Genomic DNA, 25,981 nt, shown 5'->3' with positions numbered 1-25,981 from the left:
GCGGGTTGCCGCCACGGCGGCTTCACGCCAGGGGCCTACCGGACCGTAGCCGGGGTTTTGGCCCTTAGATCTGCTCCATGACTTCGACTCCCTCCTCCGCCTCCGGCCGGGCGAGACCCGCGCGCGCGGGTCGCAGAGCCCTGCTGATAGCGACCTCGGTCGCCCTCGTGAGCGGCGCACTGCTCCCCGCGGCGGGCGCCGCCACCGCCGCGCAGGACACCCCCCACCCCGGCGCCCGCCAGGCCGCCGCGCCCGTCAAGGAGTACGACATCACCCTGGTCACGGGCGATGTCGTGCACTACACCGACGGCGTCGGCAAGCAGGACACCGTCACCGTGGACCGCCCCGACGGGGCGACCGGCGGGGTCCACGTCCAGCAGGCCGGCGACGACCTCTACGTCCTGCCCGACGAGGCCACCGCGCTGCTCGCCGCCGGGAAGCTGGACCGCAGGCTGTTCAACGTCACCGCGCTCGTGAAGATGGGCTACGACGACAAGCGGTCCGGCGGCATCCCGCTGATCGCGACCTACCCGGGGGCCACGTCCCGCGCGCTGCCCGCCGCCCCGCGCGGCGCGAAGAAGGTCCGCACCCTCTCCAGCATCCACGGCACCGCGCTGAAGGCCGGCAAGGACACCGCCCGCACCTTCTGGAACGGCGTCACCCGCACCCCCGCGTCCCGTTCGCTGGACGCCGGGATCGCCAAGCTCTGGCTCGACGGCCGGGTGGAGGCGGCGCTCAAGGACTCCGTCCCGCAGGTCAACGCCCCGCAGGCGTGGGCCGAGGGCTACGACGGCAAGGGCACCAAGGTCGCCGTCCTGGACACCGGGATCGACGCCGACCACCCGGACGTCAAGGACCGCGTCCTGGAGTCCCGGAGCTTCGTACCCGGCGAGGAGGTGGACGACAAGAACGGGCACGGCACCCACGTCGCCTCCACGATCGCGGGCTCCGGCGCCGCCTCCGACGGCACCAACAAGGGCGTCGCCCCGGCCGCCGACCTGATCGTCGGCAAGGTGCTCAGCGACGAGGGCAGCGGCGCCGACTCCGGGATCATCGAGGCGATGGAGTGGGCGAAGGCCGAGGGCGCCGACGTCGTCTCCATGAGCCTCGGCTCCAGCGTCCCGGACGACGGCTCCGACCCCATGTCGCTGGCGGTGGACGCGCTGTCCGCCGACGGCGGCCCGCTCTTCGTGATCGCCGCGGGCAACGCGTACGGCGCGGGCACCATCGGCTCGCCCGGCTCCGCGGAGAAGGCGCTCACCATCGCCGCCGTCGACAAGCAGGACAACCGCGCGGCCTTCTCCTCCATGGGCCCGCTGGTCAGGTCCTACGGCCTGAAGCCGGACCTCTCCGCACCGGGCGTCGACATCAACGCCGCCGCCTCGCAGTCGGTCCCCGGCATCGAGGGCATGTACCAGTCGATGTCCGGTACGTCCATGGCGACCCCGCACGTCGCGGGCGCCGCCGCCATCCTGAAGCAGCGTCACCCCGACTGGTCCGGCCAGCGGATCAAGGACGCGCTGATGAGCTCGTCGAAGCGGCTGCCCGAGTACACCCCGTACGAGCAGGGCACCGGCCGGCTCGACGTGAAGGCGGCGGTCGACACCACTATCGAGGCCACCGGCTCCGTCGCGGTCGCCTCGTACGCCTGGCCGCACTCCCCGTCCGACCCGGTCGCCGAGCGGACCATCACGTACCGCAACACCGGTGCGAAGGACGTCACGCTCGACCTGGCCACGGACACCGGCTCCGACGCGTACACGCTCTCCACGAAGCGGATCACCGTCCCGGCAGGCGGTACCGCCGAGGCCGTGCTCTCGCTGGACCCGTCGAAGGTCGCGAACAACACGCAGTTCTCCGGCCAGGTCCTCGCCACGGACGCGGCGGGCACCGTCGTCGCCCACACCGGCTTCGCCCTGAACAAGGAGCAGGAGCTGTACGACCTCACGCTGAAGCTCCGCGACCGCGACGGCAGGCCGATGGACGGCACCGTCGTCCTGGGCGCGCTGGGCGACGAGCAGCTCCAGCCCGTCGCCGTCCCCGGCGAGACCACGCTGCGGCTGCCGCCCGGCAACTACACGGCCTGGACCGCCGCGGACGTCGCCGGTGACCGCGCCGACTCCAAGGCGCTCGCCTTCCTCGCCGCCCCCGAGATCGTCCTCGGCAAGTCGGCCACGGTCACCCTCGACGCCTCCAAGGCCCGCAAGGTCTCGGTGCGCACCCCCAAGGAGACCGAGACCCGGCAGCTGCGCTACGACATGGCGCGCACCGCACCGAACGGCGTGGTCCAGCGCGACGCCTATCAGATCCCGCTGATCTACGACCAGTTGTGGGCGAGCCCCACCGAGAAGGTCACCGAGGGCAGCTTCTCCTTCCTGACCCGCTGGCGGCAGGGCGAGAAGCTGATCGACCTGTCGGCCGACGGCCGGGACGTCCCGGTGACGGTGCAGGGCGGCTCCCCGGTCGCCGAAAGCGGTACGCAGAAGCTCGCCACCGTCTTCGCGGGCAACGGCGCCACCGCCGACTACCGGGGCCTGAACGCGAAGGGCAAGGCGGTCGTCGTCCGTCGCAGCGACGCGGTCGCCCCCGAGGACCGGGTCGCCGCCGCGGTGGCCGCCGGGGCGCGGGCGCTGTTCGTGGTCAACGACGGCGACGGCGTCCTGCTGGAGTCGTACGCCCCGTACGGCACCCAGACCGCGATCCCGGTCGCCTCCGTCCAGCGCCTGGCGGGCGAGAAGCTGATCGACTCGGTCCGGCACGGCGCGAAGGCCACGGTCACCCAGCGCAAGTTCGCCCGCTACGTCTACGACCTGGTCGACCGCCACGACGGCACCGTCCCGGACCGCTCGCTGGCGTACGCCCCGTCCGCCCGCGACCTGGCGAAGGTGGAGAACACCTTCTACGGCGAGAAGGACCGGCTCGGCGGCGGCTACCGCTACGACATCCCCGACTACGGCCCCGGCGTCGGCTTCGAGGAGTACGAGAAGTTCCCCGGCACCCGCGAGGAGTGGGTCACCCCGCTGCCCGGCGCCTCCTTCTGGTACGAGAACCACTCGGTTCTCGGCGACGGCGGGGAGGCCGCCCTGGAGATGCGCAGCGGCGACCTGGACTACACGGCGGGCCGCACCTACCCCGCCCAGTGGTTCGCCCCGATCGCCCGGCCGCGCCTGGGCACCGGCTACTGGGGTCCGTTCCGGTCCGTCTACAACGACATCCAGTTCAACTTCACCCCGTGGACGGACTCCGGGGCCGGACGTTCGGGCGCCATGCCGTCGGACGAGTACGACACCACCAGCACGGCCTTCTACCAGGGCGACACCCTGATCAAGAAGGTCGCGGGCCGGGCCGGATTCGCCTGGGACGTCTCGCCCGAGAAGCTCCCGTACCGCTTCGTGCTCGACTCGGCCCGGGACGCCGACGAGTGGAAGACCTCCGTGCGCACCCACACCGAGTGGAACTTCGTCTCCGGCGCCATGGACGAGAACGGCCCCTCCCAGGCCGACATCCCGCTGCTCCAGCTGGACTACCGGGTCGACACCGACCTGGCCGGTGACGTGAAGGCCAAGGGCTGGACCGAGATCGGCCTCTCGGCCGGTACGCAGGAGTGGCTGGACGGCGCGGTGAAGGCCACCGGGGCCTCGCTGTCGGTCAGCTACGACGACGGCAAGAGCTGGGAGCCGGTGCAGCTGCGCAAGGACGCGGTCGGCTCCTGGACCGCCCGGTTCAAGACCGCGGCGAAGGCCGGCTCGTTCGTCTCGCTGAAGGCGCACGCCGAGGCGCCCGGCGGGCTGGGCATCGACCAGGAGATCATCCGGGCCTTCGGCCTGAAGTGACCCCACCCGGACCGCCGGACCGGGCCGAAGCGAGCTGATCCGGCGCGCCCCCGAGGCGGCCCCGCACCCCCTGACCGGGTGCGGGGCCGCCTCTCTTTACCGTTTCTTGATGCACAAAATTTGTCTACTTTGCCCGTATATGGTGGTCGATAAGGCTAGAAACAGACTTATCGCGGCATGGAGTGAGTTGCCAGGGCGCGCTCGGGAGGCTTATAAGAAGAGCGAGCGATTCCGGGAATCCCGGGGAATGCTGGCATGGAGGTTTCCCAATGTTTCTCACTCCGTCCGACACGGAGAAATTGCTGTTGAGCGTCGCCGGAATGGTCGCCCGTGACCGCAAGGAGCGGGGGGTGCTCCTCAACTATCCCGAGGCGGTCGCACTGCTCTCCTGCTGGGCGATGGAACGTGCTCGTGAAGGCGCCCTCGTCAGTGATCTGATGACCGCGGGACGGAATGTCCTCACCCGCGCCGACGTGCTGGAAGGTGTTCCCGAGATGCTGCAGGACGTCCAGGTCGAGGCGACCTTCCCGGACGGGCGCAAGCTCGTCACGATCACCTCGCCGATCCCGTGATCCCGGGCGAGATCCGGACCGGGTCCGGTGAACTGAAGATCAATGACGGCCGTACGCAGATTTCCGTGACCGTGGTGAACGACGGTGACCGTCCCATTCAAATAGGCTCGCATCTGCATTTCCCGGACGCGAATCCCGCGCTCTCCTTCGACCGGGCCATTACCGAGGGATTCCGGCTCGATATTCCCTCCGGTACTTCCCTGCGTTTCGAACCCGGAGTCGGCGCCGAGGTCGCCCTCGTCGAACTCGGAGGCCACCAGAGGGTGCCCGGCATCGTGGTGCCCGGCACCCGGCCCGAACGAACGGACGACATGTGACATGGCATTGATGACCCGTGACGCCTACGCGTCGCTCTACGGACCCACCACCGGCGACCGGATACGCCTCGCCGACACCGACCTCTGGATCGAGGTCGAGGAGGACCGCTGCTTCGGCGGCGACGAGGCGGTCTTCGGCGGCGGCAAGTCCATCCGCGAGTCCATGGCCCAGTCCACCGCCTCCCGCGCCGACGGCGCCCTCGACCTCGTCATCACCAACGTCGTCGTCCTCGACCACTGGGGCATCGTCAAGACCGACGTCGGCGTGCGGGACGGCCGGATCGTCGCCCTCGGCCGCTCCGGCAACCCGGACATCAGCGACGGCGTCCACCCCGACCTGGTGATCGGCCCCGGTACCGACGTCGTCTCCGGCGAGGGCCGCATCCTCACCGCCGGAGCCGTCGACACCCACGTCCACTTCCTCATGCCGGAAGCCCTGCACGAGGCCCTCGCCACCGGCACCACCACCGTCATCGGCGGCGGCACCGGCGCCACCGAGGGCTCCAAGGCCACCACCGTCACCCCCGGCGCCTGGAACCTGGCGATGATGCACCGCGCGCTGGACCGCGTCCCGCTCAACGTCATGCTCTTCGCCAAGGGCTCCACCGTCGGCGCCGAGGCCCTGCGGGAGGCGGCCCTCGCCGGAGCGGGCGGCTACAAGGTCCACGAGGACTGGGGCGCCACCCCCGCCGCCATCGACGCCGCGCTCAAGGCCGCCGAGGAACACGGCCTCCAGGTCGCCCTGCACGCCGACAGCCTCAACGAGGCCGGATACGTCGAAGGCACCCTCGACGCCATCGCCGGACGCTCCATCCACGTCTTCCACGCCGAGGGCGCGGGCGGCGGCCACGCCCCCGACATCATCACCGTCGCCTCCCACCCCCACATCCTGCCGGCGTCCACCAACCCGACGCTGCCGCACACCGTCAACACCGTCGCCGAACACCTCGACATGCTGATGGTCTGCCACCACCTCAACCCCCGCGTCCCGGAGGACCTCGCCTTCGCCGAGTCCCGCATCCGCGCCACCACCATCGCCGCCGAGGACGTCCTGCACGACATCGGCGCCCTCTCCATCACCTCCTCCGACGCCCAGGCCATGGGCCGCATCGGCGAGGTCGTCTGCCGCACCTGGCAGGTCGCGCACGTCATGAAGCGGCGCTTCGGGGACCGGGGCAGCGAACTGCCCGCCGACAACGAGCGCGCCCGCCGCTACGTCGCCAAGTACACGATCTGCCCGGCCGTCGCCCACGGCATCGACCACGTCGTCGGCTCCGTCGAACCCGGCAAGCTCGCCGACCTGGTGCTCTGGGATCCCGCCTTCTTCGGCATCCGGCCCGCCGCCGTCCTCAAGGGCGGCATGGTGGTCTACGCCCCGCTCGGCGACGCCAACGCCGCGATCCCGACCACCCAGCCCGTCCTGCTGCGCGCCACCGCCGCCGCCGACGCCGCCCCGCACCTCTCCGTCAGCTTCGTGGCCCCCGCGGCACTCGACGACGGACTCGCCGAACGCCTCGGGCTCCAACGGGAGTTGGTCGCGGTACGGCCCACCCGCCACCTCACCAAGGCGGACCTGCCGAACAACACCGCGCTCCCCGACATCGACGTCGACCCGGAGACCTTCGCCATCCGCATCGACGGGGAACTCGTGGAGCCCGCACCCGCCACCGAACTGCCGCTGGCCCAGCGGTACGCCATGTTCTGATGGCGGGCCTGGCACCCCTGCTGCTCGGCGACGGACGGCTCCCGGTCGGCGCGTACACCTACAGCGCGGGACTCGAACCGGCCGTCGCCGCGGGCCTCACCCGCGACCACCTCCCCGCCCTGCTGCGGGCCCGGCTGCACACCGCCGCCGTCACCGAGGCCGCCGCCGCCGTGCTCGCCCTGCGCGCCGCCGGACAGGACCCGGTCGACTACGGCCCCGTACAGCACGCACTGGCCGCCCGCACCCCGGCCGCCCCGCTCCGCGAGGCGTCGGCGACGCTCGGCCGGGGGGTGCGCCGCCTCGCCCGGCGGCTCGCCCCCGACCACCCGGCGGTCACCGCGCTGACCGCCCTCGAAACCCGCCCGCTGCGGCCGGTCGCGCTCGGCGCGCTCGGCGCCGTCATGCGGGTCACCGAGGAGGAACTGGCCCGCGGCGTCGTCTACGACGAACTGCAGACCATCACCTCCGCGGCGCTCAAACTGCTGCCCGGCGACCCGCTGGACTCCGTCGCCTGGATCCTCGACGCCGAGCCGCACGCCGCGGCCGCGGTGGCCGAGGCCCTCGCGGTACCGGACCCGGCCGCACTGCCCGCCCGCACGCCCCCGCTCACCGAACAGTGGGCACTGGAACACGCACGACGAGAACGGAGACTCTTCCTTGCCTGAGCAGCACCAGCACACCGACGAGCAGACCCACCAGCACACCCGGCCGCGCGCCCTGCGCCTCGGCGTCGCCGGACCGGTCGGCACCGGCAAGAGCTCCATCCTCGCGACCCTCTGCCGTGAACTGGCCGACGAACTCGCCATGGCCGTCGTCACCAACGACATCTACACCGACGAGGACGCCCGCTTCCTCCGCTCGGCGGGCGTCCTGCCCACCGAGCGCATCCGGGCCGTTGAGACCGGCGCCTGCCCGCACACCGCGATCCGGGACGACGTCAGCGCCAACCTCGACGCCGTCGAGGACCTGGAGGAGGAGTTCGGCCCGCTCGACCTGGTGCTCGTGGAGAGCGGCGGCGACAACCTCACCGCCACCTTCAGCCCGGCCCTCGCCGACGCCCAGCTCTTCTGCATCGACGTCGCGGGCGGCGGCGACGTGGCCCGCAAGGGCGGCCCCGGCATCACCGGCGCCGACCTCCTGATCATCAACAAGACCGACCTCGCCCCGCACGTCGAGGTCGACGTGGCCGCCATGGTCGCCGACGCCTCGGCCGCCCGCGACGGCCTGCCCGTCCTCGCGCTCTCCAAGCACGACGCCGCCTCGGTCGCCGAACTCGCCGACTGGGTACGGTCCGTCCTCGCCCGGCACCGCGACGGCACCCTGGTCCCCACCGACCCGGGCCCGATGGCCCCGCACAGCCACGGCGGCGACCACGACCACGCGCACAGCCACTCGTGAACCGACAGGCCGCCGAGCCCACCGCCGTCGCCGTGGAACGCGACGGCGCGGGCCGGCACATCGCCCGCGAACTGCGGCCGGGCGCCTTCCTCGCGCCCCGGCCGCTGCGCCCCGCCCCCGACCGGCTGCGCCTCGCCCTGGTCGGCACCCGGGCCGGACTCCTCGCCGGTGACGACCTGCGGCTGCGCATCAGGGTCGGCGCCGGCGCCCGGCTGGAGCTGACCGAACCCTCCGGACTGGTCGCCTACGACCACCGGGGCGGCACATCGAGCTGGCGGGCCCGCGTCGAGATCGAGGAGGGCGGCGAACTCCTCTGGGACGCCCGGCCGTTCGTGATCTCCGAAGGTGCCCGGGTCGAGCGCTCGATGACGGTCGTGCTCGCGGCCGGGGCCCGCATGCTCTGGCGCGACACCCTGGTCCTGGGCCGCTCCGGCGAACGCGGCGGCGCGGTCCGGGCCACCACGCACGCCACCTACGACGGCCTGGAACTCCTCGTCGAGGACCTGGACCTGCGCGACGCGGACCTGCGCGAACTGCCCGGGGTCCTCGGCCCGCACCGGGTCATCGGCTCGGTCACCGCGCTCGGCGCCGACCCGGGCGGCCCGCCCCACCCGTACCGGACGGCACTGGCGGGGCCGGGCGCCCAGATCCGGCTGCTGGACACGGTGGCACCGGCGATCGAGGCGGACCTGGCCGCCGTCTGGGAGGAGTGGTGCGCGGTCACGACCGGCTGACCGCACCACCCGCTCCCACGGACGTGCGCGCCAGGGCGCCCCGCGCCACCACCGCCGCGCACAGCAGCGCGGGCGCCCCCGCGAGTGCGAAGCACAGCGCCGGTGACAGCCGGTCCACCAGCAGCCCCACCACCGCGGTACCGGCCGAGGCCCCGGCGTTCACCGCGCTGTTCACCCAGGCCCCCGCCCGGGTCCGGGCGGCCGCCTCCACCGACTCGTCCGCGATCAGATACGCGGTGGTCAGCGCGGGGGCGACGAACAGCCCGGCCACCGCGGCCACCACCACCAGCACGTACACCCGGGGCGACAGCCCCGCCACGGCCACCGCCGCGCCCAGCCCGGCCGCCAGCAGCGGCAGCCGCACCCGGTTCGGCGTCCGCCACGACACCGCGCCGTAGGCCAGCCCCCCGACCGCGCTGCCCGCCGAGAGGGCGGCCAGCACCCAGGAGACGGCCGCGCCCTGGTGACGCTGCTCGGTGAACGCCACCACCAGCAGATCCAGCGCCCCCAGGCACAGGCCCACGGTGCCCGTCACCAGCACCGCCTGCCGGAGCGCGGCCACACCGAGCAGCCGCCGCCCGGCCACCGGGCCGCCCCGCGCCTTCCCCGCACCGGCCGGCCGCCCCGCCCGCGCACCGCGCACCGCCGGTGAGGTCACCAGTGCCAGCGTGCCGGTGAGGACCAGCGCGGCACTGAGTGCGACACCGGCCGACGCGGGGGCCGCCGCGATCACCACCCCGACCAGCAACGGCCCGCTGACGAAGAGGAGTTCCTCGGCGACACCGTCCAGACTGTAGGCACGTTGCAGCAGCTCCCGGTCGGCGACCAGTTCGCTCCAGAGCATCCGCATCACCGGCCCCAGCGGCGGGGTGCACGCACCCGCCGCCGTGGCCAGCGCCCCGATCAGGAACGGTGAGCCGCCCGGCCGCCAGGTGGCGTACGCCAGGGCGGCGAGCAGCAGCGCGTAGAGACCGGCCATCGGCGGCAGGGCCCGGCGCGGCCCGTACCGGTCGATCAGCCCGGCCCGGGCGGGCGAGAGGAAGACGCTGGTCGCACCGAACAGCGCCATGACGGTACCGGCGACGGAGTACGAGCCGGTGGCGGCGCGCACCGCCAGCATCAGGGAGAGGGAGACCATCCCGTACGAGAGCCGCCCCAGCAGGGCGGCCCCGAAGGTGCGGGAGGCGTACGGGGTACGCAGGACGGCCGCGTACGAAGGCGCGGGCGAAGAGGGAGACATGAGGACGTTCCTCGTGAAGGGCGGCGCACGGGAGGGCGCCGCGGGCATGCGGGGACACCGGAGCACCGCACCCGGTCAAAACGGGGTGCGGCTGTGGCGGGCCCTACGCACAGAGGAGGAACATCCGGCAAAGGTAGCAGGCGGACTCGTTCCCGGTGGAGGGGGCGCCGACCGGCCCGGTAGCCTCGGCGGTCATGTCCTCCTACCCTTCGCGCGACCGCCCCGCCTTCGACGCCGACGAACGGACCCAGCTCACCGGCTGGCTCGACTCCCAGCGGGCGGTTGCCCGTTGGAAGTGCGAAGGACTGTCGGAGGCGGACGCGCACCGCGCCGTCCTGCCGTCCTCGCCGCTCATGACGGCGGCCGGTGTGCTGTCCCACCTCCGCTGGGCCGAGTACGTCTGGTTCGAGGTCGTCCTGACGGGCCGCCCGGCGGCCGGTCCGGTGTTCGACGGGCCCGAGGACGCCGACATGATGGTCGACGGGGTGCCGCTCGCGAAGTTGCTGGACGACTACGACCGGCAGGTCGATGTCTCCAACGGGATCGTCGCCGGACGCTCGCTCGACGAGACGGGGCGCCACCCCGACTTCGAGGCGTCGGGCGCCACCCTGCGCTGGATCATGCTCCACATGATCGAGGAGACCGCGCGGCACGCGGGCCACCTGGACGCCATCCGGGAGATCCTGGACGGCCGGACCGGCCACTACTGACCGGGACGCTCGCGCCGGAAGACCCGGCGCGAGCGCCGCGCGGTTGCTCCACCGGGATGAACTCGCACGTCCGGGACGCCGCGACCGGTGCCGTACCGCGCCCCGCGGCGCGCCCGCCCCGTATACCCGTAGCCGGGGGCTGTCGCGAGACCTCGGGAAAGGACCGGCGATGACACTCGGAGCCGACGAACGGCTGGCCATCCACGAACTGCTCGCCCTGCACGGGCACGTCGTCGACGACGGAGAGCTGGACCGGCTGGACGAGCTGGTCACCGAGGACGTCGTCTACGACGCGTCGCGGCTCGGCCACGGTGAGCTGCGCGGGCTGGAGGCGTTCCGCGACATGGCGCGGGCGCGGGCCGGGGCGGCCCACGGCCCCGTCGGCCACCACGTCACCAACATCGTTCTCACCGAGGCCGGGGACGGACGGGTGCACGCGCGGTCCAAGGGCATCGGGGTCGCCGTCGACGGCGGGTGCGGCACCGTGACCTTCGAGGACGAGATCGTGCGGAGCGAGGGGGGCTGGCGGATCGGCCGGCGCCGGATCGTCCCGCACGGCGTACCGGGCGGAGAGGCCCCGTACGCCGCCCGGCCGCACGTCGACCCGCCCGGAACCCACCGCTCCGACCGGTCTCACCTCCCCAGCAGCCCCGAGGTGTCCAGCACCTGACGGATCGCCCGGCCCGAGGCCAGCTCCTCCATCGCCGTGTTGATGCCGGTCAGCGGCAGGGTGCCGGTGTGCATCCGCTCCACCGGCATCAGCCCGGCCCGCCACAGGTCGAGGAACCTCGGGATGTCCCGGCGCGGCACCGCGTCGCCCATGTACGAACCCAGCAGGGACTTGCCCTCGCCCGCGAAGGCCAGGGCCGGCACCTCCAGCATCCGGTCCGGCGCGGGCAGGCCCACCGAGACGACCCGGCCGCCCCGCGCCACCGCTTCCAGGCACGCGCCCATCACCTTCGGGCTGCCCACCGCCTCGACCGCCAATTCGGCGCCGCCGGAGGTCAGTTCGCGGATCTCCCGGACCGCGTCGTCGGGCGCGAGGGCGTGCGTGGCGCCCAGCCGCAGGGCCAGCTCCCGCTTCTCCGCGACCGGGTCGACGGCGATGACCGGGTACGCCCCGGCGGCCCGGGCGCCGAGCACCGCGGAGAGCCCGACGCCGCCCAGCCCGTAGACCACCGCCGACTGTCCCGGGCGCAGCGCCGCCGTGTTGATCACCGCGCCCGCTCCCGTGAGGACCGCGCAGCCGAACATCGACGCCACCTCGAACGGGACGTCCTTCGGGATCGGTACCAGCGACTCCTGGGCCAGTACGGCGTGTTCGGCGAACGCGGAGACGCCGAGCTGGTGGTGGACCGGCTCGCCGGCGGCGTCCGTCAGCAGCGACGGGCCGTGCAGCAGGGCCCCCGCACCGTTCGCCGCCGCGGCCTGGGCGCACAGCGCCGGCCGGCCTGCCGCGCAGTCGCCGCAGAACCCGCAGCTCGGTACGTAGACCAGCACCACGTGGTCGCCCGGGGAGAACCGGTGGACGCCCGGACCGGTCTCCTCGACGATCCCCACCGCCTCGTGACCCAGCGCCATCGGCAGCGGGCGGACCCGGTCGCCGTTGACCACCGAGAGGTCCGAGTGGCAGAGCGAGGCGGCCGCGATCCTGACCAGCACCTCGCCCTCGCGCGGGGCGCCCAGCTCCAGCTCCTCCACCTCGACCGGGCGGGTCGCGGAGTAGGGCCGGGCCGTCGACGTACCGCGCAGCACCACCGCCCGGGTCCTCACGCGCCCACCTCCCCGCGCGGCGCGCAGCGCAGCACGTCCCGGCTGTCCAGCAGCGGGACGACCCGGCCGAGCACGATCTCCCGGAAGTGCTCGGTGGCGCAGTGGGCGGTGAAGTCGTCCTCGGAGGCGTACTCCTCGTACAGCACCACCGTCCGGGGGTCCTCGGTGCCCTGGTGGACCCGGTAGGCCAGGTTGCCGGGCTCGCGGCGGGAGGCGGCGGCCATCGTGTCGAGCAGCGGGAGGACGGTGTCCTCCGCGCCCTCCTTGGTGCGGTAGCGGGCTATGACCACGTACGTCATGGTTTCTTACTCCTGAGGTGGGGCGGGCCTCTTCAGCGCGGCGGGCGGGACCGGCGGAAGCTGGTCCCGGCGCAGACTCCAGAGGCGCGGGTCGGACGTCGCGGCGGCGGCCGAGCCGAGGGCCAGCGCCAGCGCGACGTCCGCGGGGGTCTCCACGAAGCCCGCGGCCACCGACGGGGACATCGCGCGCTGTGCCTGCGCGCTCATCCGGGCGACGATCGGGGCGGGCATGATCTCGACCAGGTCCGGCGCCCCGCGCGAGATCGCGTCCGTGGAGCGGCGCAGATTGGACCGGTCGGTGACGAACACCTTCATCATGGTCAGCAGGCCGAGCGGGCGGCCCTTCTCTATCAGCGAGAGCCTGGTGCTGACCACACCGTGCGCGCCCAGGCCCTTGAGGAACTCCAGCGCGCCCCGGTCCTGCGCCAGACCGGGGCTGCTGTCCACGTTCACGAACACCGTCTTCCCCGCCCGGCCCAGCGCCGGTACGACCTGGGGCAGCTGCCCCACCGCGAACGACGCGAGGATGCCCACCCTGGCCGGTGCGGTCAGGAACTGGCGCAGCGGCTGGGTGCCGACGACCGACGCGACGACCGGCACCTCGGCGAACGCCGCGGTGAGCCGGGGGTCGAGCGGGGCGCCGGACCGGGAGGGGGAAGGGGTCATGGCAGGACCTGCCTGTGAGGAGGGGGTGCGTCACCGCACGGAACGCGACCGCGGGGAGCGCGGCTGCGCGGCTCCCGGGGTCAGTTCAGCGGAGACGTACCGAATCGGCTGGGAAGGCCCAGTTTGCCAGGGTTGAGGATGCCGGCCGGGTCCAGGGCCTTCTTCACGGCGACGAAGGTCGCGAAGCCCGCCCCGAGGGATTCCTCCAGGTAGGGGCCGCGCAGCAGCCCGCAGCCGTGGTGGTGGCTGAGCGCCGCCGCGTGCTTGATCAGTACGCCGTTGGCGGCGTCCCACACCGAGCGGTACCAGTCGCGGCGCGACTCGGGAGCCACGTCGCCGCGGAGCGAGAAGTAGACGCAGGCGCCGTCGGTGTACGCGTGGGACTGGTGGGCCGAGGCGGCCAGGGTGCCGTCCACCGCCTGGATCGCGGCGACGACCTCGTCGTAGATCGCCGGCAGGTCGGTCCAGGACGCGGCCATCTCCAGGGTGTCGGCGACGAAGCCGGGGCCGGGCTTGAAGCCGTCGGCGGACTTGCCGACCAGCATCCGCTCGTCCAGCCAGCGCTCGAAGACCGCCTGGCTGTCCAGCTCGGGGCCGTACTCCTCGCAGACCTCCCGGGCGATCTTCAGCGAGGCGTCCACGAGGGCCGGGTCGCCCTCGTCGGCGATCAGCAGCAGATTGGTCTCCGGGTGGCCGAAGTGCGTCCCCGACTCCAGGGCGTCGTACAGCCGCAGGACGGCCGGGGTGGCGCCGCGCTGCATGATCCGGCGGCAGGCTTCCAGCCCCTGGGCGAAGCTCGTGAAGCCGTACGCGGCGGCCGAGGCGTACTCCGGCAGCGGGTGCACCCGCAGCCGGGCCGAGACGATCACACCGAGGGTCCCCTCGGAGCCGACGAACAGCTGGCGCAGGTCCGGGCCGACCGCGGCGCGGGCGTAGTCGCCGTAGGTCGCCCGGGTCCCGTCCGCGTGCACGACGTCCACGCCGACGACCATGTCCTCGATCTTGCCGTACCGGGTGGAGAGCTGACCGGCGCCCCGGCAGGCGATCCAGCCGCCGACCGTGGAGACGGCGAAGGCGGACGGCCAGTGGCCGGTGGTGACGCCGTACTCCTCCTGGAGCTGCTTCTCGAAGAGGTCGCCGAACATGCCGGCCTGGACGTCCACGATGTTCGACTCCGCGTCGAAGCCGGTGATCCGGTTCAGCCCGCACACGTCCAGGACGACCCCGCCGAAGACCGGCAGCGCCGCGCCGGTCACGTTGGAACGGCCCGCGGACGGGGTGACCGGGATGCCCGCCTCGTGGCAGATCCGCAGCACGGCGGCGACCTGGTCGGCGTCGGCGGCCTCGACGACCACCGCGTCCGGGGTCGCCGGACGGCCCTCGGTCTCACCGATCATCGAACCGGCCCACCAGTCGCGGGTGCGGGTGACGACCTCCTCGCGGGCGGTGTGCACCGCGTGCGCGGCGCCGCGCAGCGCCTCCACCACGGACTCGGGGACCTCCACCGGGTCGACCTGGAGCGCCGCGGCCCCGTCGCCGATCGGTGTGTTCCGGGCCCACTTGGCGAAGCTGGGCGCGCCCACGGTGTAGTCGCCCCGGTTGAACGGGTGGGTGATGGTCTGACGGCTGATCATGCTGCTGCCCCTTCGAGGAGTACGGACTTTTCATGACGGACGGCTGCGAGGTACTCGGCGACCGAGCGCTCGACCTGCGCCTCCGTGAGGTTCAGTTCCTGCCCGAGGATCGCGCCGACCGCTTCGGCGGCGTCCACGGACGCGTCCCGGGCGAACAGCCGGGCCCGGGTCCGGCGGGAGAGGACGTCGTCGACCGAACGGGCCAGCTCGGCCCGGGCCGCGTAGACGACCTCGGCCCGGGTGTACGGCAGCCCGGCGACGACCGGTTCGGCCAGCGACGGGTCCTCCTGGACGAGATCGCCGACGAACCGGGCCTCGGTGCCGAAGCGCTCGCCCAGGTGGGCGGCGAGGCCGCCGGACGCGGCCACCGCCTCGGAGTCGTAACCGGCGCCGCCCAGCAGCGGAAGGTCGGTGGTGCGGCTCCGTGCCTTCCGGCCGAGCACGGTCATCACCTTGTCGATGACGAGCTCGCCCATGTGGCGGCTGGTGGTGAGCTTGCCGCCGGTCACCGTCACCATGCCGGTGCGGCCGATGGTGATGTGGTGGTCGCGGCGCATGTCGAGGGTGGCGCCCTCCTTGCCGCCGACCAGCGGGCGCAGACCGCCGATGGAGCCGACCACGTCGTCCGGGGTGAGCTTCCCCTCGAAGGCGGTGTTGGCGCCTTCCAGCAGGAAGTCCATCTCCTGACGGGTGCAGTGCACGTCGTCGGGGGAGCCGCGGTAGTCCTCGTCGGTGGTGCCGAGCACCACACTGTTGCCCCAGCGGGTGCAGGTGGCGCGGCGGGCCCGGCCGGGGATCGGCACGGTGACCGTGCAGTTGATCCGCACCTTCTCCCACGGCACCACGATGTGCACACCCTTGGCGGGGCGCACCTGCGGCCGGTGGCCGTCGTCCGCCTTGGCGTCCAGTTCGTCGGTCCACACCCCGGTGGCGTTGACCACGGCGCGGGCCCGGATGTCGAAGCTGTCGCCGTCCACCGAGACCCGGGCACCGGAGACCTTGCCCATCTGCATGAGCAGGCCCTCGGCCTTGGCCCCGTTGAGGACCGTGGCACCGAGCGCGGCGGCGGTCCGCACGATGGTCAGCACGAGCCGGGCGTCGTCGGTGCGGGCGTCGAAGTACATCAGCCCGCCCTTCAGGTCGTCCGCGCGCAGCGTCGGCGCCTGCGCCAGCACCTCGGGGACGGTCAGCCGCTGGTGCAGCTTGCCGATCCGCCACCCGCCGACCAGGTCGTACGTCCACAGCAGGCCCTCGAAGCCCTTGGCGAGGCGGGCGTCGAAGACCCCCTCCTTCTCCAGGATCGGGAAGAGGAACGGCAGCCGGTGCACCAGGTGCGGGGCGTTCTTCCGGAAGCGGTGCCGCTCCAGCAGCGAGTGGCGGACCAGGTTGACGTTGCCCTGCTCGATGTAGCGCAGGCCGCCGTGCACCATCTTCGAGGACTTCGAGGAGGTGCCCGAGGCGAAGTCGTCCTTCTCGACCAGCGCCGCGCGCAGCCCCCGGGAGGCCGCGTCCAGCACGGCGTACGCGCCGGTGATGCCGCCGCCGATGACCAGCACGTCGTACGTGTCGTCGGCCAGCCGGCGCTTGAGGGCTGCCCGGTCGAGCAGCAGGGGCGTGCGGCGGGTCGCCGCGGCGCTGCGCCTCGGCTTCCGGGCGGGCATGGTGATCACAACATCAACTCCTGGTGTTCCGGTACGGCGGCCGGCCCATCGCGTGCGGGCCGCCGGTGCGACGTACGTGCCGTCGGCGCGACGTCAGTGGGGGGTGTGCGGTTCGGGGGCTTTCAGGGGGAGCAGCGCAGGGTCGCCGAGGTGGGCGACGAGCACGTCGCGCCAGGCGGAGCGCTGCGCGGCGCGTTCGGCCGCGGTGGTGGAGGGCTCGAAGACCCGGCCGACCGGCTGTGCCTCGACGACCTCCTCCAGCGAGGACCACAGGCCCCGGGCGACGCCGGCGAGGTAGGCGGTGCCGCGCAGGCTGGCGGTGGCGGAGTCGGAGACCCGCTCCAGCGGCAGCCCGGTCAGGTCGGCCTGGATGCGCATCAGCGGGTCGCTGCCGGAGACCCCGCCGCCCACCCGGAGCCGGGTGAACGGGGTGCCCATGGTGGCGGCGACCCCGTCGATCAGGTCGCACACCGAGTGCGCGATCCCGTCGAGCACGGCGCGCGCCAGGTCGGCGCGGGTGGTGGCGAGGGTGAGCCCGGTGAGGGCGGCGGTGGCCTCCGGGTGCCAGACCGGCGTACGGACCCCGGCGAGCGCCGGGACGAAACGCGGGGTGCGGCCCGGCCGGGTGGGGACCCGGCCCGCCTCCTCACCGAGCTCCTTCGGCGACGCGAACAGGCCCAGGTCGTCACAGAGCCAGCGCAGCGCCGAACCCGCCGTGGAGGTGTACGCCTCCAGGCTGTAGTGGCTGGTGGAGCCCTGCCGCCGGCCGGGCTGGGCGAGCACCCCGGAGATGTCCGGCCGGGGCAGGGCGGGGGTGGTGCCGGTCGCCGCGTCGACGAAGGCGCCGGTCCCGTAGACGCACATGCCCTGCCCGGCGGCGAGTCCGCCGAGCGCGACGAGCGCGGCGTGCTGGTCGCCCATGGAGGCGGCCAGCGGTACGGAGATGCCGAGGGCGGCCGGGTCGGTGGTGCCGAAGCCCGCGTCGTCGGAGCAGAGCTCCGGCAGCAGCTCGGTCGGAAAACCGAGGTGGCCGATCCACTCCTCGTCCCAGGCGTGCGAGGCCAGCAGGTAGCCGCCGGTGGAGGCGGCGTTGGTCGGTGTCGTGGCGTGCACGGCACCGCCGGTGAGCCGCCAGATCAGCCAGGTGTCGACGGTGCCGAAGAGCAGCCGGCCCTCGCGGTACGCGGCGGCCACCTCCGGGTGGCCGGCGATCTGCCGGGCGGCCCAGAGGAACGGCGAGCGGGCACCGACCGGCCGGCCCTGCCGGGCCAGCAGGGCGGCGTCCCACTCCGGTTCGTACGCGGTGAGGTCGGCCGCGTACCGCCGGTCCTGCCACACCACCGCGGGCAGCAGCGGCCGCCCGGTGACCCGGTCCCAGAGCATCGCCGTGGCGCGTTGCGTGGACAGGGCGACCGCGGTGATCCCGATGCCCTCGGCGCGGGCCCCGGCCACGGCGCGGCGTGCCACCTCGACGGTGGCGGTCCAGATCTCCATCGGGTCCTGCTCGACCGAGAGGTCGTCCGGATGACCGACCTTGATCGACCGGTAGAACACCTCGTGGGCGGTGCCGGAGTCCAGGACGACTCCGGCCCGGGTGCCCGTGGTGCCCTCGTCGATGGCGAGCACACCGAGCCGGGCGGCGGCGCCGGGAAGCGACTGCGTCATTGCGGCCCTTTCGGGAGGATGGGGACGGGGGAGGGGAGAGGGCACCATCGTGTGGTGCGGCGGGACCTGTGGCGGGTCAGCGCGCGGCGGCGGGCGCCGAGGGTTCCGGTGATCCCGCCCGGGCGGCGGTCTCGTCGGGGGAGGCGGCCTTCGTCGGGTCCCACTTGATCGCCAGGCAGGTGATCAGTCCGAGCAGCGGCACGACGGAGAGCACCAGGAAGGTGTTGGCGAGCCCCAGCGAGTCCTTGATCTGCGGGAAGACGTACAGCCCGACGACGCTGCCGAAACTGCCGACCATCCCGGTGACCCCGGTGCCGAGCGCGCGGACGTCGCTGCTGTACGAGAGCGCGGCGATCGACTTGCCGTTGGCGCCGGGACCCGAGGAGTGGCAGAGGATGAACAGCACCGGCAGCAGGAAGGCCACCGCCGTGGGCACCTTCTCGAAGGTCAGCCCCATCGCGAGCAGCGCCACGAACACCCCGGCGAAACCGGCCGCCGAGCTGAGCCGCAGCCCCAGGCGGCGGCCGAAGTAGGCGGAGAGCAGCCCGCCGGCTATGCCGAAGGCGTTGAAGACCATCGAGCCGATCGTCGCCTTCTCGAAGCTCTCGCCGAAGATCGTCAGGCTGATCAGCGGGAGGTACCAGCCGACCGCGAAGTACTGCATCGACTGCCCGAGCGAGATGACCGAGGAGAGGATCGTGCGCGGCAGGTAGTCGCCCCGGAAGAGGACCCCGGCCTGGCGGAACCCGATGGCGGGCGCCTCGGTGGCGGCCCGGGCGGCCCCGTCCGGCTCACCGGCGACGGCCTTGATCCCGTAGATCCGGTCCAGGTTGGCGACGGACTCCGCCAGCCGGCCCTTGCTCGCCAGCCAGGTGGGGCTCTCCTTGAGCATCAGCCACTGGCCCAGCAGCAGCGCGACGGCGACGACCGCGGCCGATCCGACCGACCAGCGCCAGATGTCCGCACCGACGTCCAGGTTGAAGAAGAGCAGGGCGAGCGCGAGGTTGCTGGTGGTGGCGACGTACCAGACGGCCTGCCACAGGTTCAGCCGCCCGCCCAGCTTCGCGGGCGTGTACTCGGCGAGCAGCGCCATGGCGACGGCGAAGTCGATGCCGTACGCGACGCCCACCAGCACCCGGCCGAGCCAGACGACGGTGAAGTCACCGGCGAAGGCGGCCAGCAGGGCGCCGGCGATGGCGAACACCTTCGCCAGCAGCAGCGGGGGAACACGGCCGATCCGGGTGGCGAGCCAGCCGCCGAACGGGTTGAAGATGATCGCCAGGGCCGGGGCGGTGGCCGTGAGGATCGAGACCTGCGTGCTGCTCAGCTCCATCTGGGACGTCATCGGCCCCAGGCCGGCGCTCAGCGCCGCGTTCGAATAGGCGTCGAGGAAGAGCCCGCCGAACACGAGAAACCAGATGACCTGCGCCCGGCCGGTGATCTTGCCCAGCCCATCGATGAGCGCAACGACGTCGCCGACGCCTCTGACGCTCGGACGTTGTGCCATGAATCCGCCTTCGAGGAAGACCCATCGGCGGTACGGGAGCACAGAGAAACAGGCACGACGAAGCCACCGACAGGTGGTCTGTGTCTGTGCCTGTCAAAACACTGCGGAAAGCGCCGCAGCACGTGAACTGCAAGGAATGCGAACTACGCAGTGAGGTTAAGAACGAGTCAGGAGGGACGTCAAGGGTTTCCGGAAGGTTTCCGGAACGTGACACGGCCACGCCCGGCGGGGCGGCGCACACGGGGCGGGGCGGTCGCACCCAGCCCCGCCCCGTGCGAACGGGGTCAGCGCCCGGACTGCAGCGCCGCCCAGGTGTTCGCCCCCACGACGCCGTCGGCCGTCAGGCCCCGGCTCGTCTGGTAGCCGCGCACCGCGGTCGCCGTCCCCGGGCCGAAGCTGCCGTCGACGCCGACCGTCGAGCCCAGCGCCGCGGTCAGCGCGCGCTGGAGCCGCTTCACCGCGTCGCCCGTGGCGCCCTGCTGGAGGCTGGGCACGGGACCGGCCGACAGCAGCGCGGTCCAGGTCCGGGCCCCCACCACACCGTCCGCGTCCAGTCCCCGCGCGCCCTGGTACGCGATCACCGCGGCCTTGGTGGCCGGGCCGAAGTCGCCGTCCACCTGGCCGACCGGGAAGCCCTGCTCGCTCAGCAGCCGCTGGACGGCCTTGACCTGGGCGCCGGACGAGCCGGTCTGCTGGGTGGCGTACGAGGCGAAGCTCAGCCCGTCGGAGCTGTCCCCGCCGGTGTCCCCGCCGACCAGCTGCATGTAGCGGTTCCAGTCCCAGTAGGGCCCGGGGTCGGTGTGGTCGTTGCCCGGCGCCTCGCTGTGCCCGATGATGTGCGCCCGGTCCTTGGGGATCCCGTAGCGGTCGCAGAGGTACGCGGTCAGCGCGGCGGAGGCGCGGTACATGCTGTCCGTGAACCAGGACGGGTCGTCGATGAACCCCTCGTGCTCGATGCCCAGCGAGGAGGAGTTGGCGCTGCGCGCGTGGTACGCGGTGTCGCCGTCCCGCACCATCTGGGTGATCTGGCCGTCCGACGACCGCACCACGTAGTGGGCGCTCACCTCCGCGGCCGGGTTCTGGAACCAGCTGATCGAGCCCGCGTAGGAGCCCTGCGTGACGTGGACGACCACCTTGTCGATCTTCGCGGACCGGCCCGGGGCGAAGTTGTTCGCGTTGGCCGCCACCCACAGCGCCGACGGGTAGTCGGGGCTCTGCGCGCGGACCTCGGTGGCGGCGAGCGTGCCCTTCCGCGGGGCGACCGGACGGCTCGTCACCGTGATGCGCTCGCCGCCGGGGACGTACGCGGTGATCCCGTCGGCCAGGAAGGTGTACACGGTGTCGGCGTACAGCGCCGCGGCCGGGCCCCGGGCGCCGCCGTACGCGGCCACCACCGGGTACCAGGCGTCGATGTCGTCGCGGTCCCGGGCGTCCAGCCCCAGCTTGTCGGCGTGGGCGCGCAGCACGGCGGCGCCGCCCAGGATGTTGGTACCGGTGTCGGTGCGCAGCCGTGCGAGCGGTGCGCCGGTCAGGGCAGCGGCCCGCTCCAGCGTCCGGTCGGCGGGGTTGCTCACCAGGTGCATCACGCCGTAGCCGTTGGCCTGGCTGGGGCGCCCGGAGTGGCCGTCGAGATGGGTCTCGCCGTAGCCGACGGCGGCGAGCAGATCGCGCGGTACGTCGTACTCCGCCGCGGCCCGCTCGAACGCCCGCTCCATCGGGTGGCCGTCGCCCGGGGCGGCGAGGGACGGCGATCCGGTCATGGTGAGGACGGTGGCGGTGAGGGCCGCCAGGACGGTGGCGCGGCCCCGGGTGTGGGTCGCGGCGCGGCTGGGCATACCTGCTCCTGCTCGGTGGGGGAGTGGGCGCGGCCCCGGGCCCGGACGGGGTGGGCCGAGGGCCGCGAAGCGCGATCAGATTATCTTTCTGTCCAGGCCATGACAATCATCTGCCCCGGTGTGTCGCACCGTCATCCCTCCCCGGATTCGCACACCTGGACGCCGTCCATCGCACGGGCGAACGCGGACCGGTTCTACCGTCGCGAAGGCGTATAAATGGTTTCTCCGGACCAGCCGGCGTCCCCCGATGGCACGCACACCTCACGCGGCAGGGCGTCACCGCGTACGAGAGCGCAGGAGCGCCGCACCATGAGCACGGCAGAAGAGATCAGTACCTTGCTGGTGGCGAACTTCGGCACCGACCCCCACGCCATCCGACCCGAGGTGTCACTCCGTCACCTCCGACTGGACTCACTGGCGTTGGAGGAGCTGCGGCTGCTCATCGAGGACCGGCTCGGCGTCGACCTCGACGACGTGCAGCTGAGCTCGCGGGACACCGTCGGCCGACTGGTCGACGCGGTGGACCACCGGGTCGCCGCGTGACGGCCCGGCCGTACCGCCCGGAGCCGTTCGCCGCCGCCGTCACCGGCATCGGCCTGATCACCGCCGCGGGCGTCGGTACGGAGGCGACCTGGCGCGCGGTCACCGGGCTCACGGAACCGCCCCACGTCCCGCACCGGACCGAACTCGACGGCCTGCCCTGCGACTTCATGTACACGGTCGCCGGATTCGACCCGCGCGCCGTGCTCGGTGTGGCGGCCGCCCGGCTCATGGACCGCTTCGCCCAACTGGCCGTCCTCGCGGCCCGCGAGGCCGTCGCCGACGCCGGGCTCGACCCCGAGGCCTGGGACGCCGGACGGGTCGCCGTCGTCATCGGCTCCGCCCACGGCGGTCTGCCCTTCTACGACGAACAGCACACCCTGCTCACCGAGCGCGGCGCCCGCCGGGTCTCCCCGAAGCTCGCCCCGCTCACCGTCGTCAACGGCGCGGCCAGCAGCGTCGCCACCGACCTCGGCGTCCTCGGCCCGAGCCAGGCCGTCTCCACCGCCTGCTCCTCCGGGACCGTCGCGCTCGGCACCGCCCACCAGATGCTCCGCACCGGCGCCTGCGACATCGTCGTGGCGGGCGGCGCAGAATCGGTCTGCTCCCGGCTCCTCATCGCCAGCGCCTGCCGGCTCAAGGCGGTCTCCACCCGGCGCGAGGACCCCGCGGCGGCCTGCCGCCCCTTCGACGCCCACCGGGACGGCTTCGTCGTCGGCGAGGGCGCCGGCCTGCTGGTGCTGGAACGCCCGGAACACGCGCGGGCCCGCGGCGCCACCGTCCGCGCCCACATCGCCGGATACGCCGCCTCCAGCGACGCCCACTCCGCCGTCGCTCCCGACCCCGGCGGCCTCGGCATCGAGCGGGCCCTGCGCGCCGCGCTCGCCGACGCCGGTGTCGAGCCCCGGGACATCGGCCACGTCAACGCCCATGGCACGTCCACGGTCTCCAACGACCTCATCGAGGGAACGATGCTCCACCGCGTCCTCGGCGACCGCCCCCTGATCACCTCGACGAAGGCGATGACCGGGCACACCCTGGGCGCCGCCGGGGGCATCGAGACCGCGCTGACCGTCCTGGCGCTCCAGCGCGGGCTGGTCCCGCCCACCGTGAACCTCGACGCCCCCGATCCGGAGATCCCCGTCGACGTGGTGAGCAAGGAGGCCCGGCCCGCGGCGCTCGACGCGGCCGTCAAGACCTCGCTCGGCTTCGGCGGACACAACGCCGCACTCGTTCTCACCAGGGCCTGACCCGGAAACCAAGAGGCACGCGATCCATGGCCGACGAGATCATCCGGACCCTGTCGGTGGGCGGGCTGCGCTACGGCTACCGGCTGCTGCGGCAGCCCGCGCCGCGCACCGAACCGGTCATCGTCCTCGGCGGCGCCCTCCAGGGCATGTACGGCTGGCCGCAGATGGACGACCACCTCGGGCCGCTGGCCTCCGTGGTCACCGCCGACCTGCCCGGCATGGGCGGGGCGGACCCGTTACCGCCCGGCACCGGCGCGGAACTCCTCCAGGACGCCGTCATCGGCATCGCCGACGACCTGGGCGCCGAGCGGATCAACCTGTTCGGCTTCTCGTACGGAACGTCGATCGCCTTCGGCTGCGCCCGCCGCCACCCCGGCCGGATCGCCCGGCTGGCGCTCGGCGGGGTGCCCGCCCACATCACCGAGGAGCAGCGCGCCCATTGGGCCCGCGCCGTCGCCCGGCTCGACACCGGGGACCTGGCCGGGCTTGCCGGGCTGGCCGCCGAGGTGCTGATGTGCCAGGACCTCGAACGCCCGGTCCACCGCCGCGAGCTGGCGCGCCGCTATGTGCGGCGCTCCTTCCTGTACGCGCTCACCCACTCCCCGCACGCGGTGCGTTCGCTGCACCGGGCGCTGGAGCAGCGGCCGGACTTCTCCGGTGGGCTGACCGGCGTGCCCACCCTGGTCTTCGCGGGCGAACATGACACGGTGACCTCGCCGGAGCGGCAGCGGGCCTTCGCCGCCACGATCGAGGGCAGCCGGTTCCTGACGATCGGCGAGTCCGACCACTGGGTCGCCCTGGAACGCCCGGACGACGTCGCGGACCTGATGGCCCGCTTCTTCACCGATCGCCCGCTGGAACCGGCCCCCGGGCTCGCCGCCCTGCCCGCGCAGGGCCGGGCCCCGCGCGCACCGGCCGACCCGCCCCGGGCCGACGCCCAGTGAACCGACCACACCCGGAGAAACGGACATGGACCAGCCCGAGTTCGTCTACCGCATCTACATCCAGACCACCGCCGACCAGCTCTACCGGGCCCTGACCGACCCCGAGCTGATCAGGATCTACATGGGCGATCACGGCCCCGACTCCACCTGGGAGCCGGGAGCGCCGGTGCGCTGGAAGATGGACCCGGACGGTGACTTCGAGGAGGTCGGCCAGCGGGTCCTGGCGGCCGAACCCGGCAGGCGGCTCGCGTACAGCTGGCACACCCTCCAGCCCATGCACCGCCAGATGTTCGACTTCGCCTCGGACGAGGAGTGGGAGCGGGCCGTCCAGGAGCGGTCCCGGGTCTCCTTCGACATCGAACCGGCCGCCGAACCCGAGCTGGGGATCCGGCTGACCCTCACCCACGACGGCTTCGACAGCCCGGACAGCAGGATGCTGGAGGGCGTCAGCGAGGGCTGGGTGGCGATCCTGTCCACGCTCAAGACCCTGCTGGAGGGCGGGAAGTTCCTCGACGAGCCCGCTTGAGCGGCGACCGGCCCCGCCCTCCCCGCCGGGGTCTCAGGCGCCCGGCACCCGGTCGAGGAATCCGCTGACCGAGGAGATGCGCCCGTCGTCGGCGAGCACGATCACGTCGAACCCGGCGACGGGCGCCGAGCCGTCGGCGGCCGAGACCAGCTCCCAGCCGAACCGCGCCAGCGCGTGGTGCCCGTCCGGCGTTCCGGAGGGCCGGAAGGAGAAGCCGGGGAACTGCTGCTGGGCGCCGCCGATCAGCGCCACCAGTCCCTCGTGCCCGCTCACCTCGGCCAGCGGGTCGGTGTACGTGGCGTCCTCGGTGAAGGCGGCCGCGACGGCCTTCGCCGTCTCCTCGGCGCCGGTCGCGTTCCAGGCGGTGAAGTAGCGCTCGACCGCGTCGGCGTAGCTGGTCATCGTGGGGTCCTCTCCTCGGGGGCCGGCTCTCGGCCGGCCCGGTGAGGAACACGATGTCCGACGCCGGGGAAGGCGTCGATTACCTCCGGGGTCATGGTGGTCCGGCGGGGTGCCGGGCCGTCTCAGGGGGTGTCCGACACCACGTGCATCGCGGCCTCCTCGGCGGAGGCGCCCGCCCCGTCGATGCCGACGTCCTCGCCCGCCGTGGTGTCCGGATCGTCGAGGTCGAGCTGCCGGGTGAGCCGGCCGGCCCGGACCGTACCGACCTCCTCGTCCCACGGCTCGCCGTCGCCGTCCGGCAGATCGCCCACCCCGTCGCCGACGGTGTCCGAGAGGTCGGGCAGCTCGCGGGCGAGCCGGTCGTCCAGCGATTCGCCGTCGTGCTGCTCGGCCGCGGTGGTGCCCCGGTCCTCCACCGCCCATGGCCGTTCGGGTGGCGAGTAGCCCTCGTCCAGCGCGTCGGTCAGGCCCCGGCCGTCCAGCGTGTCCTCGACATCGAGCTGCTCGGTGAGGTCGGCGGCCTCCGGCGGCTGGGGCTGGTAGACGTCGTCTCCCCTGTCGGCATCCATCGTGCTGTCTCCCTTCCCGGCCGAGAAAAGGAGGGCCGGGCCTGCGATACGCGCCCGAGTGCGGTCGAACCGCCCGTACGGTTTCAGGATAAATGTCCGGAGTGCGGACCCGCAGCCGTGACGCCCGGCCGGGCGTCACCGGCCGGACGGAGGGACCATGGAGGTGCGGGCGGAAACAGCCTTGCCCCGTCCGCATCGGAG

Annotated in this window: 24 protein-coding genes; 13 read left to right on the top strand and 11 right to left on the bottom strand. The window is 73.2% G+C overall.

Features of this window, described 5'->3' with window-relative positions; genetic code table 11:
• Positions 1–77: 77 nt before the first annotated feature.
• The 7 genes from ACWC97_RS09260 (at position 78) to ACWC97_RS09230 (ending at position 8,559) form a co-directional block, all read left to right on the top strand.
• Positions 78–3,833, top strand: coding sequence for a S8 family serine peptidase (locus ACWC97_RS09260; RefSeq protein WP_450648363.1), 3,756 nt, complete (start codon positions 78–80; stop codon positions 3,831–3,833).
• Positions 3,834–4,102: 269 nt separating this feature from the next.
• The gene (locus ACWC97_RS09255) at positions 4,103–4,405 is read left to right on the top strand and encodes an urease subunit gamma (protein WP_352272917.1); all 303 of its coding nucleotides are present in this window, start codon (positions 4,103–4,105) and stop codon (positions 4,403–4,405) included.
• Positions 4,402–4,722, top strand: a complete 321-nt coding sequence (locus tag ACWC97_RS09250; RefSeq protein ID WP_450648361.1) for an urease subunit beta — start codon at positions 4,402–4,404, stop codon at positions 4,720–4,722. Before ACWC97_RS09255 ends, ACWC97_RS09250 begins: the two co-directional genes overlap by 4 nt.
• Position 4,723: 1 nt before the next feature.
• Positions 4,724–6,427 carry an urease subunit alpha gene (locus ACWC97_RS09245; RefSeq protein WP_450648359.1) on the top strand — a complete coding sequence of 568 codons (1,704 nt, stop codon included), beginning with the start codon at positions 4,724–4,726 and terminating at the stop codon, positions 6,425–6,427.
• Positions 6,427–7,092 (top strand): urease accessory protein UreF, encoded by a 666-nt coding sequence (locus ACWC97_RS09240; protein WP_450648357.1) that lies wholly within the window; start codon positions 6,427–6,429, stop codon positions 7,090–7,092. The genes ACWC97_RS09245 and ACWC97_RS09240 overlap by 1 nt, the downstream gene beginning before the upstream one ends.
• The gene (gene ureG / locus ACWC97_RS09235; RefSeq protein ID WP_450648355.1) at positions 7,085–7,825 is read left to right on the top strand and encodes an urease accessory protein UreG; all 741 of its coding nucleotides are present in this window, start codon (positions 7,085–7,087) and stop codon (positions 7,823–7,825) included. Before ACWC97_RS09240 ends, ureG begins: the two co-directional genes overlap by 8 nt.
• Entirely contained in the window at positions 7,822–8,559 is a 738-nt protein-coding gene (locus ACWC97_RS09230; RefSeq protein WP_450648353.1) for an urease accessory protein UreD, read from the top strand. The genes ureG and ACWC97_RS09230 overlap by 4 nt, the downstream gene beginning before the upstream one ends.
• Here ACWC97_RS09230 and ACWC97_RS09225 read toward each other — a convergent pair.
• Entirely contained in the window at positions 8,546–9,799 is a 1,254-nt protein-coding gene (locus ACWC97_RS09225) for an MFS transporter (RefSeq protein ID WP_352272911.1), read from the bottom strand. The two genes, ACWC97_RS09230 and ACWC97_RS09225, sit on opposite strands and share 14 nt — an antisense overlap.
• Before the next feature lie 194 nt (positions 9,800–9,993).
• Here ACWC97_RS09225 and ACWC97_RS09220 point away from each other — a divergent pair, with 194 nt between their 5' ends.
• Both ACWC97_RS09220 and ACWC97_RS09215 read left to right on the top strand, forming a co-directional pair.
• Positions 9,994–10,509 carry a DinB family protein gene (locus ACWC97_RS09220; RefSeq protein ID WP_352272910.1) on the top strand — a complete coding sequence of 172 codons (516 nt, stop codon included), beginning with the start codon at positions 9,994–9,996 and terminating at the stop codon, positions 10,507–10,509.
• A gap of 169 nt (positions 10,510–10,678) precedes the next feature.
• Positions 10,679–11,179: a nuclear transport factor 2 family protein gene (locus tag ACWC97_RS09215; protein ID WP_352272909.1), complete on the top strand. Its 501-nt coding sequence runs from the start codon at positions 10,679–10,681 to the stop codon at positions 11,177–11,179.
• On the opposite strand, the gene ACWC97_RS09210 is transcribed toward ACWC97_RS09215, so the two are convergent.
• From ACWC97_RS09210 to ACWC97_RS09175, 8 genes are all read right to left on the bottom strand, one after another.
• On the bottom strand, positions 11,143–12,282 hold the full coding sequence (locus tag ACWC97_RS09210; RefSeq protein WP_352272908.1) for a zinc-binding dehydrogenase: 1,140 nt from the start codon (positions 12,280–12,282) through the stop codon (positions 11,143–11,145). The two genes, ACWC97_RS09215 and ACWC97_RS09210, sit on opposite strands and share 37 nt — an antisense overlap.
• The gene (locus ACWC97_RS09205) at positions 12,279–12,581 is read right to left on the bottom strand and encodes a putative quinol monooxygenase (RefSeq protein ID WP_450648350.1); all 303 of its coding nucleotides are present in this window, start codon (positions 12,579–12,581) and stop codon (positions 12,279–12,281) included. The genes ACWC97_RS09210 and ACWC97_RS09205 overlap by 4 nt, the downstream gene beginning before the upstream one ends.
• 6 nt (positions 12,582–12,587) lie before the next feature.
• Complete coding sequence (locus ACWC97_RS09200; protein WP_352272906.1) at positions 12,588–13,247, bottom strand: glycerol-3-phosphate responsive antiterminator; 660 nt, start codon at positions 13,245–13,247, stop codon at positions 12,588–12,590.
• Between the two features lie 80 nt (positions 13,248–13,327).
• Positions 13,328–14,881, bottom strand: a complete 1,554-nt coding sequence (locus ACWC97_RS09195; protein WP_352272905.1) for an FAD-binding oxidoreductase — start codon at positions 14,879–14,881, stop codon at positions 13,328–13,330.
• Positions 14,878–16,551, bottom strand: a complete 1,674-nt coding sequence (locus ACWC97_RS09190; RefSeq protein WP_352272904.1) for a glycerol-3-phosphate dehydrogenase/oxidase — start codon at positions 16,549–16,551, stop codon at positions 14,878–14,880. Before ACWC97_RS09190 ends, ACWC97_RS09195 begins: the two co-directional genes overlap by 4 nt.
• A gap of 84 nt (positions 16,552–16,635) precedes the next feature.
• On the bottom strand, positions 16,636–18,207 hold the full coding sequence (locus tag ACWC97_RS09185; protein ID WP_352272903.1) for an FGGY family carbohydrate kinase: 1,572 nt from the start codon (positions 18,205–18,207) through the stop codon (positions 16,636–16,638).
• Between the two features lie 76 nt (positions 18,208–18,283).
• The gene (locus ACWC97_RS09180; RefSeq protein ID WP_450648347.1) at positions 18,284–19,714 is read right to left on the bottom strand and encodes an MFS transporter; all 1,431 of its coding nucleotides are present in this window, start codon (positions 19,712–19,714) and stop codon (positions 18,284–18,286) included.
• Positions 19,715–19,998: 284 nt separating this feature from the next.
• The gene (locus ACWC97_RS09175) at positions 19,999–21,549 is read right to left on the bottom strand and encodes an N-acetylmuramoyl-L-alanine amidase (RefSeq protein ID WP_450648345.1); all 1,551 of its coding nucleotides are present in this window, start codon (positions 21,547–21,549) and stop codon (positions 19,999–20,001) included.
• A gap of 309 nt (positions 21,550–21,858) precedes the next feature.
• Here ACWC97_RS09175 and ACWC97_RS09170 point away from each other — a divergent pair, with 309 nt between their 5' ends.
• From ACWC97_RS09170 to ACWC97_RS09155, 4 genes are read left to right on the top strand one after another with little or no spacing between them, the layout of a single operon-like run.
• A complete protein-coding gene (locus ACWC97_RS09170) occupies positions 21,859–22,092 on the top strand; it encodes an acyl carrier protein (protein ID WP_352272900.1) in 234 nt (77 codons plus the stop codon).
• The gene (locus ACWC97_RS09165) at positions 22,089–23,339 is read left to right on the top strand and encodes a beta-ketoacyl-[acyl-carrier-protein] synthase family protein (RefSeq protein WP_352272899.1); all 1,251 of its coding nucleotides are present in this window, start codon (positions 22,089–22,091) and stop codon (positions 23,337–23,339) included. The genes ACWC97_RS09170 and ACWC97_RS09165 overlap by 4 nt, the downstream gene beginning before the upstream one ends.
• A 26-nt stretch (positions 23,340–23,365) precedes the next feature.
• Entirely contained in the window at positions 23,366–24,283 is a 918-nt protein-coding gene (locus tag ACWC97_RS09160; RefSeq protein ID WP_450648342.1) for an alpha/beta fold hydrolase, read from the top strand.
• A 25-nt stretch (positions 24,284–24,308) separates the two neighbouring features.
• Entirely contained in the window at positions 24,309–24,809 is a 501-nt protein-coding gene (locus tag ACWC97_RS09155) for an SRPBCC family protein (protein WP_352272897.1), read from the top strand.
• Between the two features lie 33 nt (positions 24,810–24,842).
• Here ACWC97_RS09155 and ACWC97_RS09150 read toward each other — a convergent pair whose 3' ends face one another.
• Together ACWC97_RS09150 and ACWC97_RS09145 are read right to left on the bottom strand one after the other, a co-directional pair.
• Entirely contained in the window at positions 24,843–25,211 is a 369-nt protein-coding gene (locus ACWC97_RS09150) for a nuclear transport factor 2 family protein (RefSeq protein WP_352272896.1), read from the bottom strand.
• Positions 25,212–25,333: 122 nt separating this feature from the next.
• Entirely contained in the window at positions 25,334–25,780 is a 447-nt protein-coding gene (locus tag ACWC97_RS09145) for a DUF5709 domain-containing protein (RefSeq protein ID WP_352272895.1), read from the bottom strand.
• Positions 25,781–25,981 lie beyond the last annotated feature (201 nt).

It is taken from the genome of Streptomyces sp. NPDC001108 (genome assembly GCF_053598535.1).
Note: the sequence above shows the minus strand (reverse complement) of the source record. Positions and strands in the feature narration are given on the sequence as shown.

Excerpts from the sequence above, each read along its gene's own strand:
- ACWC97_RS09260 (WP_450648363.1), top strand. The coding sequence starts at position 78 with ATGACTTCGACTCCCTCCTCCGCCTCCGGCCGGGCGAGACCCGCGCGC.
- ACWC97_RS09255 (WP_352272917.1), top strand. The coding sequence starts at position 4,103 with ATGTTTCTCACTCCGTCCGACACGGAGAAATTGCTGTTGAGCGTCGCC.
- ACWC97_RS09245 (WP_450648359.1), top strand. The coding sequence starts at position 4,724 with ATGGCATTGATGACCCGTGACGCCTACGCGTCGCTCTACGGACCCACC.
- ACWC97_RS09240 (WP_450648357.1), top strand. The coding sequence starts at position 6,427 with ATGGCGGGCCTGGCACCCCTGCTGCTCGGCGACGGACGGCTCCCGGTC.
- ACWC97_RS09225 (WP_352272911.1), bottom strand. The coding sequence starts at position 9,799 with ATGTCTCCCTCTTCGCCCGCGCCTTCGTACGCGGCCGTCCTGCGTACC.
- ACWC97_RS09220 (WP_352272910.1), top strand. The coding sequence starts at position 9,994 with ATGTCCTCCTACCCTTCGCGCGACCGCCCCGCCTTCGACGCCGACGAA.
- ACWC97_RS09215 (WP_352272909.1), top strand. The coding sequence starts at position 10,679 with ATGACACTCGGAGCCGACGAACGGCTGGCCATCCACGAACTGCTCGCC.
- ACWC97_RS09205 (WP_450648350.1), bottom strand. The coding sequence starts at position 12,581 with ATGACGTACGTGGTCATAGCCCGCTACCGCACCAAGGAGGGCGCGGAG.
- ACWC97_RS09200 (WP_352272906.1), bottom strand. The coding sequence starts at position 13,247 with ATGACCCCTTCCCCCTCCCGGTCCGGCGCCCCGCTCGACCCCCGGCTC.
- ACWC97_RS09195 (WP_352272905.1), bottom strand. The coding sequence starts at position 14,881 with ATGATCAGCCGTCAGACCATCACCCACCCGTTCAACCGGGGCGACTAC.
- ACWC97_RS09185 (WP_352272903.1), bottom strand. The coding sequence starts at position 18,207 with ATGACGCAGTCGCTTCCCGGCGCCGCCGCCCGGCTCGGTGTGCTCGCC.
- ACWC97_RS09180 (WP_450648347.1), bottom strand. The coding sequence starts at position 19,714 with ATGGCACAACGTCCGAGCGTCAGAGGCGTCGGCGACGTCGTTGCGCTC.
- ACWC97_RS09175 (WP_450648345.1), bottom strand. The coding sequence starts at position 21,549 with ATGCCCAGCCGCGCCGCGACCCACACCCGGGGCCGCGCCACCGTCCTG.
- ACWC97_RS09170 (WP_352272900.1), top strand. The coding sequence starts at position 21,859 with ATGAGCACGGCAGAAGAGATCAGTACCTTGCTGGTGGCGAACTTCGGC.
- ACWC97_RS09160 (WP_450648342.1), top strand. The coding sequence starts at position 23,366 with ATGGCCGACGAGATCATCCGGACCCTGTCGGTGGGCGGGCTGCGCTAC.
- ACWC97_RS09155 (WP_352272897.1), top strand. The coding sequence starts at position 24,309 with ATGGACCAGCCCGAGTTCGTCTACCGCATCTACATCCAGACCACCGCC.
- ACWC97_RS09150 (WP_352272896.1), bottom strand. The coding sequence starts at position 25,211 with ATGACCAGCTACGCCGACGCGGTCGAGCGCTACTTCACCGCCTGGAAC.
- ACWC97_RS09145 (WP_352272895.1), bottom strand. The coding sequence starts at position 25,780 with ATGGATGCCGACAGGGGAGACGACGTCTACCAGCCCCAGCCGCCGGAG.